The 16,156-nt window shown below is 43.6% G+C and carries 16 protein-coding genes and 1 tRNA gene; 11 read left to right on the top strand and 6 right to left on the bottom strand.

Features of this window, described 5'->3' with window-relative positions; genetic code table 11:
* Positions 1-7 precede the first annotated feature (7 nt).
* Genes PGQ33_RS11390 through rpmH form a run of 4 tightly spaced genes read right to left on the bottom strand, consistent with a single transcriptional unit; the run spans position 8 to position 2,131 of the window.
* Complete coding sequence (locus PGQ33_RS11390; protein ID WP_117836210.1) at positions 8-1,279, bottom strand: YidC/Oxa1 family membrane protein insertase; 1,272 nt, start codon at positions 1,277-1,279, stop codon at positions 8-10.
* 51 nt (positions 1,280-1,330) lie between these two features.
* Positions 1,331-1,543, bottom strand: a complete 213-nt coding sequence (gene yidD / locus PGQ33_RS11385) for a membrane protein insertion efficiency factor YidD (RefSeq protein WP_008371384.1) — start codon at positions 1,541-1,543, stop codon at positions 1,331-1,333.
* A gap of 50 nt (positions 1,544-1,593) precedes the next feature.
* A complete protein-coding gene (gene rnpA, locus PGQ33_RS11380) occupies positions 1,594-1,938 on the bottom strand; it encodes a ribonuclease P protein component (RefSeq protein WP_008371385.1) in 345 nt (114 codons plus the stop codon).
* Positions 1,939-1,996: 58 nt separating this feature from the next.
* Entirely contained in the window at positions 1,997-2,131 is a 135-nt protein-coding gene (rpmH, locus tag PGQ33_RS11375; RefSeq protein ID WP_022220244.1) for a 50S ribosomal protein L34, read from the bottom strand.
* Positions 2,132-2,370: 239 nt separating this feature from the next.
* Between rpmH and dnaA the strand changes: the two genes are divergently transcribed.
* The 6 genes from dnaA (at position 2,371) to gyrA (ending at position 10,865) form a co-directional block, all read left to right on the top strand.
* Positions 2,371-3,771, top strand: coding sequence for a chromosomal replication initiator protein DnaA (gene dnaA / locus PGQ33_RS11370; protein WP_008371387.1), 1,401 nt, complete (start codon positions 2,371-2,373; stop codon positions 3,769-3,771).
* Positions 3,772-3,953: 182 nt separating this feature from the next.
* The gene (gene dnaN / locus PGQ33_RS11365) at positions 3,954-5,063 is read left to right on the top strand and encodes a DNA polymerase III subunit beta (RefSeq protein WP_008371388.1); all 1,110 of its coding nucleotides are present in this window, start codon (positions 3,954-3,956) and stop codon (positions 5,061-5,063) included.
* A 22-nt stretch (positions 5,064-5,085) separates the two neighbouring features.
* Positions 5,086-5,295, top strand: a complete 210-nt coding sequence (locus PGQ33_RS11360; RefSeq protein ID WP_022220243.1) for an RNA-binding S4 domain-containing protein — start codon at positions 5,086-5,088, stop codon at positions 5,293-5,295.
* Between the two features lie 12 nt (positions 5,296-5,307).
* Positions 5,308-6,393 (top strand): DNA replication/repair protein RecF, encoded by a 1,086-nt coding sequence (gene recF, locus PGQ33_RS11355; protein WP_008371390.1) that lies wholly within the window; start codon positions 5,308-5,310, stop codon positions 6,391-6,393.
* A 10-nt stretch (positions 6,394-6,403) separates the two neighbouring features.
* Positions 6,404-8,320, top strand: a complete 1,917-nt coding sequence (gyrB, locus tag PGQ33_RS11350; RefSeq protein WP_022220242.1) for a DNA topoisomerase (ATP-hydrolyzing) subunit B — start codon at positions 6,404-6,406, stop codon at positions 8,318-8,320.
* 10 nt (positions 8,321-8,330) lie between these two features.
* On the top strand, positions 8,331-10,865 hold the full coding sequence (gene gyrA, locus PGQ33_RS11345; RefSeq protein WP_270205756.1) for a DNA gyrase subunit A: 2,535 nt from the start codon (positions 8,331-8,333) through the stop codon (positions 10,863-10,865).
* A 274-nt stretch (positions 10,866-11,139) separates the two neighbouring features.
* On the opposite strand, the gene PGQ33_RS11340 is transcribed toward gyrA, so the two are convergent.
* Both PGQ33_RS11340 and bioB read right to left on the bottom strand, forming a co-directional pair.
* Entirely contained in the window at positions 11,140-11,697 is a 558-nt protein-coding gene (locus tag PGQ33_RS11340; RefSeq protein ID WP_195250908.1) for a biotin transporter BioY, read from the bottom strand.
* A gap of 50 nt (positions 11,698-11,747) precedes the next feature.
* The gene (gene bioB / locus PGQ33_RS11335; protein ID WP_117559177.1) at positions 11,748-12,719 is read right to left on the bottom strand and encodes a biotin synthase BioB; all 972 of its coding nucleotides are present in this window, start codon (positions 12,717-12,719) and stop codon (positions 11,748-11,750) included.
* A 195-nt stretch (positions 12,720-12,914) separates the two neighbouring features.
* On the opposite strand from bioB, the gene PGQ33_RS11330 reads away from it, so the two are divergent.
* From PGQ33_RS11330 to PGQ33_RS11310, 5 genes are all read left to right on the top strand, one after another.
* Positions 12,915-13,757, top strand: a complete 843-nt coding sequence (locus PGQ33_RS11330; protein ID WP_270205755.1) for a fumarate hydratase — start codon at positions 12,915-12,917, stop codon at positions 13,755-13,757.
* A gap of 131 nt (positions 13,758-13,888) precedes the next feature.
* Complete coding sequence (locus tag PGQ33_RS11325) at positions 13,889-14,329, top strand: C-GCAxxG-C-C family (seleno)protein (RefSeq protein WP_022220240.1); 441 nt, start codon at positions 13,889-13,891, stop codon at positions 14,327-14,329.
* Between the two features lie 65 nt (positions 14,330-14,394).
* On the top strand, positions 14,395-14,946 hold the full coding sequence (locus PGQ33_RS11320; RefSeq protein ID WP_055158083.1) for a Fe-S-containing hydro-lyase: 552 nt from the start codon (positions 14,395-14,397) through the stop codon (positions 14,944-14,946).
* A 3-nt stretch (positions 14,947-14,949) separates the two neighbouring features.
* On the top strand, positions 14,950-15,681 hold the full coding sequence (locus PGQ33_RS11315) for a lysophospholipid acyltransferase family protein (RefSeq protein ID WP_117836198.1): 732 nt from the start codon (positions 14,950-14,952) through the stop codon (positions 15,679-15,681).
* A 223-nt stretch (positions 15,682-15,904) separates the two neighbouring features.
* Positions 15,905-15,992 (top strand) — tRNA-Ser (locus PGQ33_RS11310).
* The last annotated feature ends 164 nt before the right edge of the window (positions 15,993-16,156 follow it).

Genomic DNA, 16,156 nt, shown 5'->3' with positions numbered 1-16,156 from the left:
TGTCCCCCTATTTCTGGCCTTCGTTAAAGCGCTTTACAAGGTTTGCTTTGTCTGCAAGGCTTCCTGCCTTTGCATTTTCATTTTTCTTCTTGGCTTCTTCAAGCTTTTCTTCAAGTTCTTTTGTCTGAGCAGCTGTTCTTACCGGCTCATGAATGTTTTTTACGTTCTTGTGAGCCATTTTGTTTACATTGCTTGCATCCACTTCGTTTTTGTTCTTGCGTTTTTCAGCAGCTTTTTCCATATTCTCTTTGATCAGTTCATCCATCGGAATCTTATTCAGATGTTTGTTGATAAAGAACTGCTGTACCATACGGACAACGGCACTTGCAACCCAGTAGATTCCAAGACCTGTAGGTAATGTGAAACACATAAATACAGATACAAGAGGAAGGGTAACGTTCATTGTCTTCATGGTTGAAGCCATCTGGTCAGCCTGCGGATTGTTCGTAACTGCAGTTGTCTGCTGAGAAAGCTTCACGCTCAGGTACTGGGAAAGTCCTGAAAGGACAGGAATCAGCACTGCCATGATCACAATTCCCCATGCGCCGGCTTTTACACCGTTGCTAATGAGGTTCATAGGAGTTTCCGCAATGTTAAGTCCAAGGAAGTTATTCATGGACTTTAATGTATCGACGGTGCTGTCGATCGTAGGCTGCAGATCCGGAAGCTTCTTGCCGAGAGTTTCCCAGGTTGAAGTCTGGAATTTGTACAGTACGTCGATCAGTACGTTTTTATCAGAGTAATCATATTTGGAGGCGGACATAAGGATCGGTTTTGCTTCGCCGATCTTTTCCATGACCTTCTGCCATCCATCCTGTGCCATGATAGAGGTAAGAAGCGGTGCGTATACCGCTTTAACCTGCCCAACATAAGCAGGGATGTTGCGGATTACATAGTACATTGCCCAGAGAATTGGGAACTGGATAAACATACTTAAGCATCCGCCGGTCGGTGATACTCCGTATTTTTCATAAACCAATTGTGTTTCTTCCTGCATCTTCTGCATGGAAGCCTGATCATTTTTTCCTTTGTACTTCTGCTGAACCTTCTGGAGCTCAGGGTTCATTGCAGCGGACATCTTGGAAAATTTCTGTTGCTTGATGGTGAGCGGCATCAGTAAAGTGTAGATGACAATTGTCAAAAGAATAATACATACACCCAGGTTGTGAATGCCGATTAAATCCATTACCCGGTAAATACCATCCATGATCTTACCGAGCAGCCAGGCAGCCTGTCCGATGATCGGTGTGCTGACCTGTGTCATTAAAATTCCTGTCATAACCTTTCCTCCATAAACATTTCCGTCCCGGTATTTGGACGGCCTATAGGTTTAAGGCACCGGATCATATCCACCTTTTGCGAATGGATTGCATCTGAGGATTCTCCATACGGTCAGAAGGCCTCCTTTAAACGCCCCGTATTTTTCAATGGCCTCCAAAGCATATTCTGAGCAGGTTGGAATGTAAATACAGTGGGTATATACCTTCATAGGTGATAAATATTTTCTGTAAAAACGAATCAAATATAATAATATCTTTTTCATAATTTCAGTGCCTCGTAGTGTATATCCGTCTTCTCGATATACTGAACTGGCTAATTGCAGTCCGAATAAATGTGATGAAGTTTGCCCAGATGGATGAGAGCGCTTTCAATCTCATGGTATGACCGGTCTTTGGCGGTCGTCCTTGCGATGATCACGATATCATATCCACATTGGAACTGTTCTTCGTGTAACCTGTAACTCTCACGGATCAGCCTTGTTAAATGATGTCTTATGATGCTGTTCCCAACTTTTTTGCTGACGGAAATTCCGACGCGGTTGCGTCCGAGATCATTCGCCAGGAGATACATTACAAGGTACTTGTTGCCATAAGGTTTTCCCTTTCTGTATACAGACTGGAAATCCCTGTTTTTCTTCAATGATTCGGAAAATTTCATACTTTATTCTCCCGATTTACATAAATTTGCATAGAAGAAAAGGCCACATATATGTGACCTATGCTGATAATACTTTTCTTCCTTTTGCTCTTCTTGCTGCAAGAACTTTTCTTCCACCTGCTGTGGCCATTCTTGCTCTGAATCCATGAACTTTCGCTCTGGAACGTTTCTTTGGCTGGAATGTCATCTTCATTGATATCCACCTCCTATCGATTCCTTCTTATATGAATAGAAGCTTATTTACGTTTTTAAGACATCGTACTTCATTATAATCAAAAAAGCTGTCTCCGTCAAGCAGTTTTAATAAAGTTTCGACCCTTATTTTAAGGAAATTATGAATAAGTTTATGGTTTTTGATTGATTCTGAAATCGTTTTAAGGTAGAATATAAGAGTATGATTATGCTTATTTTGAAGATGAATGGGGCAGGAATATGGACGTCATAAAAGAAAAATGGGAAGAGATCATTCAAAAGCTAAAAGTAGAATATTTTCTATCGAACATTTCTTTTGAAACGTGGATACGCCCGCTGGAGGTATATGAGATCAGAGGTAACACTCTGTATCTTACCGTTAATTTTAAGGCGAGCATCGAACACATTCAGAATAAATATCTTCTTCCGCTTAAAGTATGCATCGCGGAAGTTACCGGGACAGAGTATCAGATTAAGTTTATTCCCAGAGATCTGCCGCGCGAGCAGCAGCGCAGATATCTGGAGAAGACTGCGCCCGTAAAAGAGAAGACACATAAGCATAAAGAGGTAAGCCCGATAGCTGAAAAAGCGAATCTGAATCCGAAGTATACGTTTGATACCTTTGTGGTAGGAGGGAATAATAATTTTGCACATGCCGCATCACTGGCAGTTGCCGAATCTCCCGGTGAGGTTTACAATCCTCTGTTTTTATATGGTGGGGTAGGACTTGGCAAGACCCATCTGATGCATTCGATCGCACACTACATACTGGACCGGGAACCATCGAAGAAAGTCCTGTATGTGACAAGTGAGACATTTACCAATGACCTGATCACGGCGATCCGCAACGGAAAAACCGGCAACGATCTGGCGATGAATGCATTCCGCGATAAGTACCGCAATAATGACGTACTTCTGATCGATGACGTACAGTTCATTATCGGCAAAGAAAGTACACAGGAAGAATTTTTCCATACGTTCAATCATCTGCACAATGCCGGAAAGCAGATCGTCATTTCCAGCGACAAACCGCCAAAGGATATGACGACACTGGAGGCGCGTCTGCGGACAAGATTTGAATGGGGACTGATCGCAGATATTTCGGTGCCGGATTACGAGACACGTATGGCGATTCTTTATAAGAAAATAGAACTGGACCAACTGGAAAGATATCAGATTCCGGATGAGGTGATCCAGTATATTGCGATGAACATCAAGACCAATATCCGGGAACTGGAAGGCTCACTTAACAAGCTGATCGCATTATACCGGATCGGTGGAAGAAAGAACTTTGATGTTTCTCTGGCGGCAGAAGCACTGAAGGATATGATCGCACCGGACGATAGCCACAAGGTGACGCCGGAGCTGGTTCTGGATGTTGTCTCCGATCATTTTAATGTTTCCGTTTCTGAACTTAAGGGAAGTCGGAGAAATGCAAGAACGGCCGGAGCCAGACAGATCGTGATGTACCTGTGCAGGCAGATGACGGATGCGTCTCTTCAAAGTATCGGTGATCTGCTCGGAGGGCGTGACCATTCCACTGTGAACCACGGTGTGGACAAGATTGCCCGGGATGTGGAAAAAGATGAGACTTTGAGAAATACGATCGAGATCATTCAGAAGAAAATCAGCCCGCTGTAGAAAAGTTTTCCATGATCTGCCAGGGAAGAAAAAGAACTGTCCACGGACTTGTCAAAGCTTTAAATCCTTTCGGATCAAGGCCTTAAAGTACTTGTCCACAATTCAACAGACACTACTAAGATAACTACGGATTTGTTTTATATAAATATATATTTTGCGCGTCGAAAGGAGTTTTACACATTATGAAAATCAGATGTCTTAAATCAGATCTTGTGAAAGGGGTCAGCATTGTATCAAAGGCTGTTCCGACAAAGACAACCATGCCGATCCTGGAATGCATTCTGATAGATGCAACTACAGATATTATCAAACTTACAGCGAACGATATGGAGCTTGGGATCGAGACTGTGATCAGAGGGCAGATCGATGAGAAGGGAATGATCGCACTGGATGCGAGGATTTTCTCAGATATCGTAAGAAAGCTTCCTGATAATGAAATCGTGATTGAAAGTGGAGTGAACTTTCAGACGCTCATTACCTGTGAAAAAGCAAAATTCAATATTTCCGGTAAATCCGGTGAAGATTTTTCTTATCTGCCGTATATTGAGAGAGAAAATCCGGTTTCCATTTCCCAGTTCACACTGAAAGAAGTGATCCGCCAGACCATTTTCTCAATTGCAGACAACGACAGCAACAAACTGATGACAGGAGAACTCTTCGATATGAACGGGGATATTCTGAAAGTGGTATCCCTTGACGGACACCGTATTTCCATCCGCAAGATCGAGCTGAAGGAATCTTATGAACCGAAGAAGATCGTGGTTCCGGGAAAGACCCTGATCGAAGTCAGCAAGATCCTTTCAGGTGAAGCAGACAGCGAAGTGAGACTGTATTTCACAGCCAACCACATTGTATTTGAATTTGATGATACCGTTGTAGTATCCAGACTGATTGAAGGAGAATATTTCCGTATCGAGCAGATGCTGTCCAATGATTATGAGACAAAGGTAAGAATCAATAAAAGAGAACTCCTGAACTGTATTGACCGTGCAACTCTTCTTGTAAAAGAAGGTGATAAGAAGCCGATCATCATCAACATTCAGGATGAAATGATGGAACTTAAGATCAAGTCAGAGAAGGGTACGATGGATGAAGAGATTATGATCACTAAAGAGGGAAAAGACCTCTTGATCGGCTTCAATCCAAAGTTCCTCATTGACGCACTTCGTGTCATTGATGACGAAGAAGCAGATCTTTACTTTATGAATGCAAAGGCTCCTTGCTTTATCAAGGATGAAGGAGAAAGCTATGTATACCTGATTCTTCCGGTGAACTTCAGTGGAGCAGTATAGGAATTTAGAGAGGACAAAAATTATGGAGACAATCAAACTCAGAGATGAATTTATCAAGCTTGGTCAGGCACTGAAAGCAGCAGGTCTTGTAGGATCCGGTGTGGAAGCCAAGGAAGTCATTACAGAAGGTCTGGTAAAGGTTAATGGAGAAGTAGATACCAGACGTGGTAAAAAATTATATGACGGCGACGTTGTTACATTTAACGGAGAAGAGATCAAGATTGAAAAATAGGCTGGCACAGGTATGATTATCAAATCATTAAAATTAAAAGATTACAGAAATTATGAAATATTGAATATTGAATTTGATCATGCCACGAATATTTTTTACGGTGATAATGCGCAGGGCAAGACGAATATCCTGGAAGGGGTGTATTTGTCGGGAACCACGAAGTCTCACAGAGGGACGAAGGACCGGGATCTGATCCGATTCGGGCAGGATGAGGCTCATATTGAGACTGTCATTGAGAAAAATGGCGTTCCATGGCAGATCGATATGCACCTGAAGAAGAACAGTCCGAAAGGGATTGCGATTAACAAGGTCCCGATCCGGAGGGCGAGTGAGCTTTTCGGTCTGACGAATTTTGTGTTTTTCTCGCCGGAGGATCTGAACATTATTAAAAATGGTCCGGCGGAGAGGAGAAGGTTCATGGACCTGGAGCTTTCACAGCTTGATAAGGTGTATCTTAGTGACCTGGCAAATTATAACCGCACACTCAATCAGCGGAACCGTCTGCTGAAGGATGCCTATTACAGAGATGATATACTGGACACACTGGATGTATGGGATATGCAGCTGGTTCAGTATGGAGAAAAGATTATTCAGAGAAGGCTCCGGTTTATCGAGGAGGTCAATGCGATAATCGGAGACATTCACCATAAACTGACGGGAGGCAGGGAAAGGATCGGCCTTTCGTATGAACCTGGATGCGGAGCACTTTCACTTGAGGCGGCGCTTGAGAAGAACAGGGAGCGCGATATCAGGATGAAGAGTACCTCGGTGGGACCTCACCGGGATGATATCTGTTTTATGGCAGGTGGGATCGACATCCGCAGATTCGGATCGCAGGGGCAGCAGAGGACAGCGGCACTTTCGCTGAAACTGTCTGAGATCGAGCTGGTACGGCAGATCATAAAGGATACGCCGGTGCTGCTGCTTGACGATGTATTGTCTGAACTTGACAAACACAGGCAAAACTATTTACTGGACAGTATTCATGATATACAGACTCTGATCACCTGTACGGGACTTGACGAGTTTGTCAATCATCGATTTTCAATAAATAAAGTATTCCATGTTCAGAACGGACATGTATCAAAAGAGAATTAGGAGGATCAATATGAGTGCAGAATATGGAGCAGACCAAATCCAGATACTGGAGGGGCTGGAAGCAGTAAGAAAGAGACCTGGTATGTATATTGGCAGTACATCTTCAAGAGGACTTCACCATCTTGTCTATGAGATCGTTGACAACTCGGTGGATGAAGCGCTTGCAGGATATTGTGATCATATCCAGGTGTTCATCAATCCGGATAATTCAATTACGGTTATAGATAACGGACGTGGTATTCCGGTGGGGATCAACCACAAAGCGGGACTCCCTGCGGTAGAGGTTGTATTCACCGTGCTTCATGCCGGCGGTAAATTCGGCGGTGGAGGATACAAGGTATCCGGTGGACTTCACGGTGTAGGAGCTTCCGTTGTAAATGCGCTTTCTGACTGGCTTGAGGTTGAGATCTGCCACGAAGGGAAGGTGTACAGACAAAGATATGAAAAAGGACATGTTGTTTACAAGCTGAAGGTTGTAGACGAATGTGATCCGGAGAAGACAGGAACAAAGGTAACCTTCCTTCCGGATGAAACTATTTTCGAAGATACAGTATTTGATTATGATACGTTAAAACAGAGATTCCGTGAGATGGCGTTCCTTACCAAGGGACTTCGCATCAGCCTGACTGATCTCCGGGATGAAGAACCGAAGGAAAGAGTGTTCCACTATGAAGGCGGTATCAAGGAGTTCGTTCAGTACTTAAATCGCAGTAAGACTCCGCTTTATGAGCAGATCATCTACTGTGAAGGAACAAAAGATAATGTAGAAGTTGAAGTTGCAATGCAGCACAATGATTCTTATACAGATAACACCTATGGTTTTGTAAATAATATCACAACACCGGAAGGTGGGACCCATGTGGTCGGATTCAGAAATGCGATCACAAAGACCTTTAACGACTATGCGAGAAAGAACAAATTATTAAAAGACAGTGAGCCGAATCTTTCCGGTGAGGATATCAGGGAAGGTCTTACAGCAATCATCAGTGTTAAGATCGAGGATCCTCAGTTTGAAGGACAGACCAAGCAGAAGCTCGGTAACAGTGAAGCGAGAGGTGCGGTTGACAGTATCGTCAGCAGCCAGCTTCAGATCTTCCTTGAACAGAATCCTGCTATTGGAAAATCAATTGTTGAGAAGTCGGTTATGGCGCAGAGAGCAAGAGAGGCGGCCAGAAAGGCGAGAGATCTTACCAGAAGAAAATCCGCACTGGAAGGCATGTCACTGCCTGGAAAGCTTGCAGACTGTTCAGACAAAGATCCATCCAAGTGTGAGATCTACATCGTAGAGGGAGACTCTGCGGGAGGTTCTGCAAAGACAGCCCGTGACAGAGCGACCCAGGCAATCCTGCCACTTCGTGGAAAGATCCTGAATGTAGAGAAGGCAAGACTGGATAAGATCTACGGTAATGCCGAGATCAAGGCAATGATCACTGCATTCGGTACAGGAATCCATGATGATTTCGATATTTCCAAACTGAGATATCACAAGATCATCATCATGACCGATGCCGACGTTGATGGAGCACATATCAGTACACTGCTTCTGACATTCCTCTATCGTTTTATGCCGGAGCTGATCAAACAGGGCTATGTATATCTGGCTCAGCCGCCGCTTTACAAGCTGGAGAAGAACAAGAAAGTCTGGTATGCATACAGCGATGAAGAACTGGCGAAGATCATCAGCGAAGTCGGACGTGATCAGAACAATAAGATTCAGCGATACAAAGGTCTGGGTGAGATGGACGCAGAGCAGTTATGGGATACCACAATGGATCCGCAGCATCGAATCTTAAGAAGAGTGACAATGGACGATGAGACATCTTCCGAACTGGATCTTACCTTTACAACCCTGATGGGAGATAAAGTAGAACCAAGACGAGAATTTATCGAAGAGAATGCAAAATTTGTTAAGAACTTAGATATATAGGAGAATACCAATGGAAGATAATATTTTTGATAAAGTTCATGAAGTGGATATGAAAAAAACCATGGAAGAGTTCTATATCGATTATGCCATGAGTGTTATTGCTTCTCGTGCGCTTCCGGATGTAAGAGACGGTCTGAAACCTGTTCAGAGACGTATTCTTTATTCGATGATCGAGTTGAACAACGGTCCTGACAAGCCGCATCGTAAATGCGCGCGTATCGTCGGTGATACCATGGGTAAATATCACCCGCATGGTGACAGTTCTATTTACGGAGCCCTCGTTAATATGGCACAGGACTGGTCTACCCGTTACATTCTTGTAGACGGTCACGGTAACTTCGGTTCTGTGGACGGTGACGGTGCTGCCGCAATGCGATATACCGAGGCAAGACTTAGTAAGATTTCGATGGAAATGACAGCGGATATCAATAAAGATACCGTTGATTTTGCACCGAACTTTGACGAGACAGAAAAAGAACCGACCGTACTTCCGTCAAGATTCCCGAACCTTCTGGTAAACGGAACCTCCGGTATCGCGGTAGGTATGGCAACCAATATCCCACCGCACAACTTAAGAGAAGTCATCGGTGCGGTTGTGAAAATTATTGATGACCAGATTGAAGATAAAGATGAGACCACGATCGAAGAGATCATGGAGATCATCAAAGGACCTGATTTCCCAACGGGAGCAACAATCCTTGGAACAAGAGGAATCGAAGAGGCTTACCGTACAGGACGTGGAAAGATCCGTGTGCGTGCGGTATCCAATATCGAGCCAATGCAGAATGGAAAGCACAGAATCGTAGTAACCGAGCTTCCGTATATGGTCAACAAAGCCCGCCTGATCGAGAAGATCGCGGAGCTTGTAAGAGATAAGAAGATTGATGGAATCACAGACCTGAGCGACCAGTCAAGCCGTGAAGGTATGCGTGTCTGCATCGAATTGAGAAGAGATGTGAACCCGAATGTCGTTCTGAACCAGCTTTACAAGCATACACAGCTGCAGGATACATTTGGTGTGATCATGCTTGCATTGGTCAATAATGAGCCGAAGGTTATGAGCCTTCTGGAAATCCTGAACCATTATCTGAAACATCAGGAAGACGTTGTGACCAGACGTACAAAATACGAGCTGAATAAGGCAGAAGAACGTGCACACATCTTGGAAGGTCTGCTGATCGCCCTGGATAACATTGATGAGGTTATTAAGAGCATCCGTGGATCCAAGACCGTACAGATTGCGAAAGCAGAGTTGATGAGCCGCTTTAACTTAAGTGATGCACAGTCCCAGGCTATCGTGGATATGCGTCTGAGAGCTCTGACCGGTCTGGAAAGAGAGAAGCTGGAAACAGAGTATGCAGAGCTTGAGAAGAAGATTGCAGAGTACAAGGCGATCCTCGCAGACAGAAAGCTTCTGCTTGGCGTAATTAAGAAAGAAATCCTTGTGATCTCTGAAAAATATGGAGATGACAGAAGAACGGCCATCGGATTTGATGAATACGACATTTCTACAGAGGATCTGATCCCGAGAGAAGATGTAGTGATCACCATGACCAAGATGGGATACATTAAGAGAATGAGCAACGATACTTTCAAGAGCCAGAATCGTGGCGGCAAGGGTATCAAGGGTATGCAGACTCTGGATGAAGACTATGTAGAAGAGCTGTTCATGACCAATACTCACCAGTATATTATGTTCTTTACCAATACCGGACGCTGCTATCGCCTGAAGGGATATGAGATTCCGGAAGCAGGAAGAACTTCCCGAGGTACAGCAATTATCAACATCCTTCAGCTTCAGCCGGATGAGAAGATCACAGCAATGATTCCGATCAAGGATTTCAAGGAAGGTGACTATCTGTTCATGGCAACCAAGAAAGGTCTTGTTAAGAAGACTCCGATCCTGGATTACGCAAATGTAAGAAAGACAGGACTTGCTGCGATCACACTCCGTGAGGATGATGAACTGATCGAAGTTAAGATTACGGATGATGAAAGAGATGTTATTCTCGTTACGCAGTATGGTCAATGCATCCGTTTCCATGAATCTGATGTACGCTCAACCGGAAGGACCTCTATGGGCGTTCGTGGTATGAATTTAAGTGACCGTGATGAAGTTGTTGCAATGCAGCTTGATGCGCAGGGTGAAGAGCTTCTGATCGTATCTGAAAAGGGTATGGGCAAGAGAACCCGCATGGAAGAATTCACAGCCCAGAACCGTGGTGGAAAAGGCGTGAAGTGCTATAAGATCACAGAGAAGACCGGAAATGTAGTCGGTGCGAAGGCAGTAGGTCCGGATGATGAGATTATGATCATCAACACAGATGGTATCGTGATCCGTATGGAATGTGCGGGGATTTCCGTACTCGGAAGAATCACATCAGGTGTTAAACTGATCAATCTGAAGGAACACGAAGAAGTTGCAAGTATCGCAAAGGTACGCAGGGCTTCAGGTGAACTGGAGGAAAACGCAGAAGAGACTGCAGAAGAAGCAAATACAGAAGCAACTGTTGAGACGGTTGTAGAAGAGCAGACAGAAGAATAAAGATCTGAGCGAAAGTAGAAATACAGAAGTAGGATAAATCATAAAGAGACTGGACAGGGAATATGCAAATGCCTTGTCTGGTCTCTTGCTTTGTTTTGTGAGGCTGCATGGAAAGAAATGTTATGGCATGGCTTACGTTTGCTCTGGTAAAAGCCAGATTAAAAAAACAAAGAAGTCCGGAAACGCTGCGGCAAACAGGCATTTCCGGGCTTTGTAGAGGGGGCTGAATTATTATTTTACCAGACTTCAAATGTTCTGGCAGATGCCGTGCATCTTACTGTGCAACAGCTCCGAGTCTTTTGCGGATTTCAGGTCCGATGATCATGGCGATCACCATCTTGATCAGGTCCGCCGGGATAAATGGAATGACACATACTGCAAGGGCAGCAGATACAGTGTAACCTGCCTGAATGCAGAACCATGCAGTTCCGAATGCATAGCAGATTACAGTCCCAACGATCATTCCAAGAATCTGGATCCATCTCTGACTGAATTTGTCAATTACAATACCGGCAATGATTGCCATTGGGATGAAACCAATGATATATCCGCCAGTTGGTCCGGCAAGCTTTCCGATTCCTCCGGTGAATCCGGAAAATACAGGAAGTCCCACAAGTCCGAGAAGAAGATAAAGGATATAGCTGATCGTTCCTTTCTTCCAATCCAGAAGATAGAGAGAAAGATAAATTGCAAAGTTGGTAAGTGAAATCGGTACCGGTCCGATCGGTATGGAAAGCGGTGCAAGAATGCAGGTGACAGCGGTCATAAGAGCGGTGACAGCCATTGCGTAAGTATTGGTAGTTCTAAGTGTCTGAGTGTTTCCCTGAGTCATGTTAAGTATTCTCCTTTTAGAATGTTAATAATGTTCGGCGTGTCAATAAATTAAGCAGATTCGATCTCGTATGTAAAACCGGCATCCGTAATCGTCCGGATCGTATCTTTGATTCCCTGACCATCTGCGGTCAGATAACCGGAAGCGAAGATGGAATCTACAACGCTGAGAAGCTTCTTTTCTTCACCTTTAAAATAAACCTCACGTCCGGCAGCACAACGGATATCTGACTGCGGAACCAGAAGTCTTGCAAGGCAGAGAACCTTCATGCAATACTCAGTTGTGAGTTCGGAAATATCAGCATCACCGAGCGGAGTTCCCGGAATTGGCAACAGGAAGTTGATCGGCAGAGCTTCCGGCTGGATCTCACGAAGCTCCAGAAGCATATCAACAACATCCTCTTTGCTTTCGCCCATTCCAATGATTCCGCCACTGCAGATTTCAAATCCAAGTCCCTGAAGCATTTTGATATTCTGAACGCGCTGCTCAAAAGTATGGGTAGAACAGATGTGACTGTAGTAAGCCCGGCTGCTGTTCAGGTTGTGGTTGATCCGGTCGAGTCCGGCTTCTTTTAACATTAGAGCCTGTTTTTCAGTAAGAAATCCGATGGAACAGCAAAGGTGGGTTCCGTCTTCCTTCATCTTGCGGATCTTAGAAGCCAGTTCTTCGATCTCTTCGTCGGTGAATTTCATACCGCTGAGTCCGATGCAGTGTCTGGAAAGATGATGTTCATTTACAAAATCATTATCTTTATATAACTTCTCATCAGCTACCCACTTATATTTGTCGATATCGGCTTTTGAACGACAGGATTGTGCACAGTAAGCGCAGTCCTGTGAGCAGTTACCGCTGCGGGCATTGGTAAGAATATGAATACTTACATGATTGCCCTTATATTTTCTGCGCAGTTTTTCAGCTTGTGCAATGAGCTGATCGAGTTCTTCGTCCGGTGTATTCAGGATTGCAATCGCATCTTCTCGTGAAAGCACCGGATCTGTAGTTGTTTCAATTTCAGAAATCATAAGTAAACCTTCCTTGGTAAAAAAATATCAAATACATTCCACACTTTACCATGCAAAAGAAAGAATGTCAACTTAAAATTTTATAAGGTTAACAATTGGAGGTAATACAGGTTTATTTGAAGATGATTACATTGCAGATGAAAAAAAACCATAGTATAATAAAAATCAGATTATGAAATGCAGGAGGAAAAACCAATGCGTACATTGAACGTGGAAGAGATTTCAAAGAATATCAAAGAAATGTGCATTGAAGCGAACCATTTTCTTTCAAAAGATATGGACATTGCGATGAAAAATGCAGTTTCAACAGAGAAGTCACCACTGGGGAAAAAGATATTAAGTCAGCTTCAGGATAATCTGAAGATCGCCGGAAAAGATATGATCCCAATCTGCCAAGATACTGGAATGGCAGTCGTATTTCTTGAGATCGGACAGGATGTACATTTCGAAGGCGGCAACCTGGAAGATGCGGTAAATGAAGGAATCCGTCGGGGTTATGTTGACGGATATCTGAGAAAATCCGTCGTGAAAGATCCGATTCTCAGAGAGAATACAAAAGATAATACACCGGGAATCATTCATTATAAAATTGTTCCGGGCGATCAGGTGAAGATCAAGGTCGCACCAAAAGGCTTTGGAAGCGAAAATATGAGCCGTGTATTTATGCTGAAACCGGCAGACGGAATCGAAGGAGTAAAGGAAGCAGTTCTTACGGCAGTAAAAGATGCCGGCCCGAATGCCTGTCCTCCGATGGTTGTCGGCGTGGGAATCGGCGGCACATTTGAAAAATGCGCACTGATGGCAAAAGAAGCACTTACAAGAGAAGTCGGAAGCCATTCAGACATTCCATATGTAAAAGAACTGGAAGAAGAATTACTGGAGCGGATCAACAAGATTGGAATCGGACCGGGCGGACTTGGGGGAAGTACAACCGCGCTGGCTGTCAGTGTCAACACTTATCCGACTCATATTGCCGGACTTCCGGTAGCTGTAAATATTTGCTGTCATGTTAACCGCCATGTGATCCGCACTATTTAATTTACCGGGGGATCCTGAAAAGACTTTCCGTGCCGAAGATATGTACTCGTGCGAAGATGAAGCATGTTACAAATGGTTTCTGCCCGGTGAGAGGATGTGTAATATTTAAAGGAAATGAAAAGAGGATAATTATGAATACAAATGTAGACGTAGACGCAATGCGAAAAGATGCGGTTGAGATTTTTCAGAAAGGGTTCGCCTGTTCAGAGTCGGTGATCTATGCGATTAAAAAGGGCTTTGATCTTGATCTGTCAGATGATGCGATCGCTATGTCATCCGGATTCCCGTGGGGGCTCGGAGATGGTGGCTGTATTTGTGGTGCGCTTGCAGGAGCAACCATGTGCATCGGCTATTTTTTCGGAAGAAGAACACCTGGAGATGAAGCCTTTTTGAAATGCCAGCGGCTGACGAAAGAGTTTCACGACGCATTTAAAGAACATTGCGGAGCAACCTGCTGTCGTGTGCTGACAAGAGGAAAAGAAAAAAATTCTCCGGAGAGAAAAGCGCAGTGCATTAGTTTTGTAGACTTTACAGTTGAGAAACTGGCTGAAATTATTTTAAGAGAATTATAAGACTCCTGTTAGCAGTTAAAAACGTCGCAGCAGAATACAGAAAAAGAATCAGGAAGGAAAAGGATATGGAAAGACATATTACAGTTCCAGTAGCAAAGGAAGAAATACAGGATTTAAGAGCAGGAGATTATGTATATCTTACGGGAGTTATTTATACCGCCCGTGATGCTGCTCATAAAAGAATGGATGAAGTGCTTTCGGAAGGAAAAGAGCTTCCACTTGATATTAAGAATCAGATGATTTATTATATGGGACCATCTCCGGCGAGAGAAGGAAGACCGATCGGCTCAGCAGGACCGACAACAGCAAGCAGGATGGACAAATATGCACCACGCCTTCTGGATCTGGGGCTTGGCGGAATGATAGGAAAAGGGAAAAGAAGTCAGGCTGTTCAGGATGCGATCGTGAGAAATAAAGCAGTTTATTTTGCAGCAGTCGGAGGAGCAGGCGCGCTTCTTTCAAAATGTATCAAAAGAGCAGATGTGATCGCATATGATGATCTTGGCACAGAAGCGATCCGCCGCCTAGAGATCGAAGACCTTCCGGCAATTGTTGTGATCGACTCCGAGGGCAATAATTTATACGAGACAGCCGTCAAAGAGTATGCGGAGGAATAGGGAATGAATTGTGTAAAAAGAATTGCACTTATGGTAATTCGGAATATTCTGCTTGTTCCGTTTATGTGGTGCAAGCTGTGTTACTATGCCGCGCACGTAGACAAGTATCCGGAGATCACCCGATATAAGCTTCTGAAATATATTGTCAAAAGAGCCAATAAAGGCGGAAATGTAACAATCGAAGCATATGGAAAAGAAAACATCCCCAAAGAGGGAGGGTTTATGTTTTTTCCGAATCATCAAGGGCTTTATGACGTACTCGCAATTGTTGATGCCTGCCCGCGTCCGTTTTCGGTGGTGGCAAAAAAAGAAGTGGCAAATGTTCCACTTCTCAAGCAGACATTTAAATGTATGAAGGCCTACATGATCGACCGCGAAGATATCCGTCAGTCTATGCAAGTGATCATGGATGTTACAGAGGAAGTAAAGAAAGGAAGGAACTATCTGATCTTTGCAGAAGGAACCCGCTCGAAGATGGGGAACAAGCTTCTTGAGTTTAAAGGTGGAAGCTTCAAGGCGGCAACAAAAGCGAAATGCCCGATCATACCGATTGCGTTGATCGATTCTTTTAAACCGTTTGATACAAATAGTATCGCACCGGTAACGGTACAGGTACATTTCCTGGAACCGATTTATTATGAAGAATATCAAAATATGAAGACGACAGAGATCGCGAAAGAAGTAAAAAGAAGAATAGAAGAAACCATATCTGAATATGAACCAAAGGAAGCATAAAATAAAGATAAGGTAAAAAGGACAGACTCTTTGCTAGATATAGTGAAAAAGAGTCTGTTTCTTCTATATATAGATAATTAGAAAACAAACTTAAAAAAAGAAAAAAATAATCGAAAAAACCGTTGACAGAAAAAGGGTTCTTAGGTATAATTATCAATGCGCTGTGGAGTTACATTAAAAGTATGTAAACACACAGTTAAATACAGACCTTGGATCGGGCTGAGGAGAAATACTCAAGAGGCCGAAGAGGCGCCCCTGCTAAGGGTGTAGGTCGGGCAACCGGCGCGAGGGTTCGAATCCCTCTTTCTCCGTTTTGTTTGAAAATAACTTTTGAAAAAACTTCAAAAAAGTTATTGACAAGCAAGAAAATATATGATAATATATCAGAGTTGCTGTTTGAGAGATTCAAAAAAGCAACAAAAAATAATTTAAAAAAGTTGTTGACAAACATGAAACACTTTGATATAATATAAAA

This window comes from Coprococcus sp. AM100_B19A, from assembly GCF_027662015.1.
Taxonomy (GTDB): Bacteria; Bacillota; Clostridia; order Lachnospirales; family Lachnospiraceae; genus Allocoprococcus; species Allocoprococcus comes.
This window is presented reverse-complemented; position numbering and strand designations above follow the sequence as displayed.

Coding starts and splice junctions, on each gene's coding strand:
- rnpA (WP_008371385.1), bottom strand. CDS start 1,938: ATGAAATTTTCCGAATCATTGAAGAAAAACAGGGATTTCCAGTCTGTA.
- dnaN (WP_008371388.1), top strand. CDS start 3,954: ATGAAAATCAGATGTCTTAAATCAGATCTTGTGAAAGGGGTCAGCATT.
- gyrA (WP_270205756.1), top strand. CDS start 8,331: ATGGAAGATAATATTTTTGATAAAGTTCATGAAGTGGATATGAAAAAA.
- PGQ33_RS11320 (WP_055158083.1), top strand. CDS start 14,395: ATGGAAAGACATATTACAGTTCCAGTAGCAAAGGAAGAAATACAGGAT.
- PGQ33_RS11360 (WP_022220243.1), top strand. CDS start 5,086: ATGGAGACAATCAAACTCAGAGATGAATTTATCAAGCTTGGTCAGGCA.
- recF (WP_008371390.1), top strand. CDS start 5,308: ATGATTATCAAATCATTAAAATTAAAAGATTACAGAAATTATGAAATA.
- gyrB (WP_022220242.1), top strand. CDS start 6,404: ATGAGTGCAGAATATGGAGCAGACCAAATCCAGATACTGGAGGGGCTG.
- yidD (WP_008371384.1), bottom strand. CDS start 1,543: ATGAAAAAGATATTATTATATTTGATTCGTTTTTACAGAAAATATTTA.
- dnaA (WP_008371387.1), top strand. CDS start 2,371: ATGGACGTCATAAAAGAAAAATGGGAAGAGATCATTCAAAAGCTAAAA.
- bioB (WP_117559177.1), bottom strand. CDS start 12,719: ATGATTTCTGAAATTGAAACAACTACAGATCCGGTGCTTTCACGAGAA.
- PGQ33_RS11330 (WP_270205755.1), top strand. CDS start 12,915: ATGCGTACATTGAACGTGGAAGAGATTTCAAAGAATATCAAAGAAATG.
- rpmH (WP_022220244.1), bottom strand. CDS start 2,131: ATGAAGATGACATTCCAGCCAAAGAAACGTTCCAGAGCGAAAGTTCAT.
- PGQ33_RS11325 (WP_022220240.1), top strand. CDS start 13,889: ATGAATACAAATGTAGACGTAGACGCAATGCGAAAAGATGCGGTTGAG.
- PGQ33_RS11390 (WP_117836210.1), bottom strand. CDS start 1,279: ATGACAGGAATTTTAATGACACAGGTCAGCACACCGATCATCGGACAG.
- PGQ33_RS11340 (WP_195250908.1), bottom strand. CDS start 11,697: ATGACTCAGGGAAACACTCAGACACTTAGAACTACCAATACTTACGCA.
- PGQ33_RS11315 (WP_117836198.1), top strand. CDS start 14,950: ATGAATTGTGTAAAAAGAATTGCACTTATGGTAATTCGGAATATTCTG.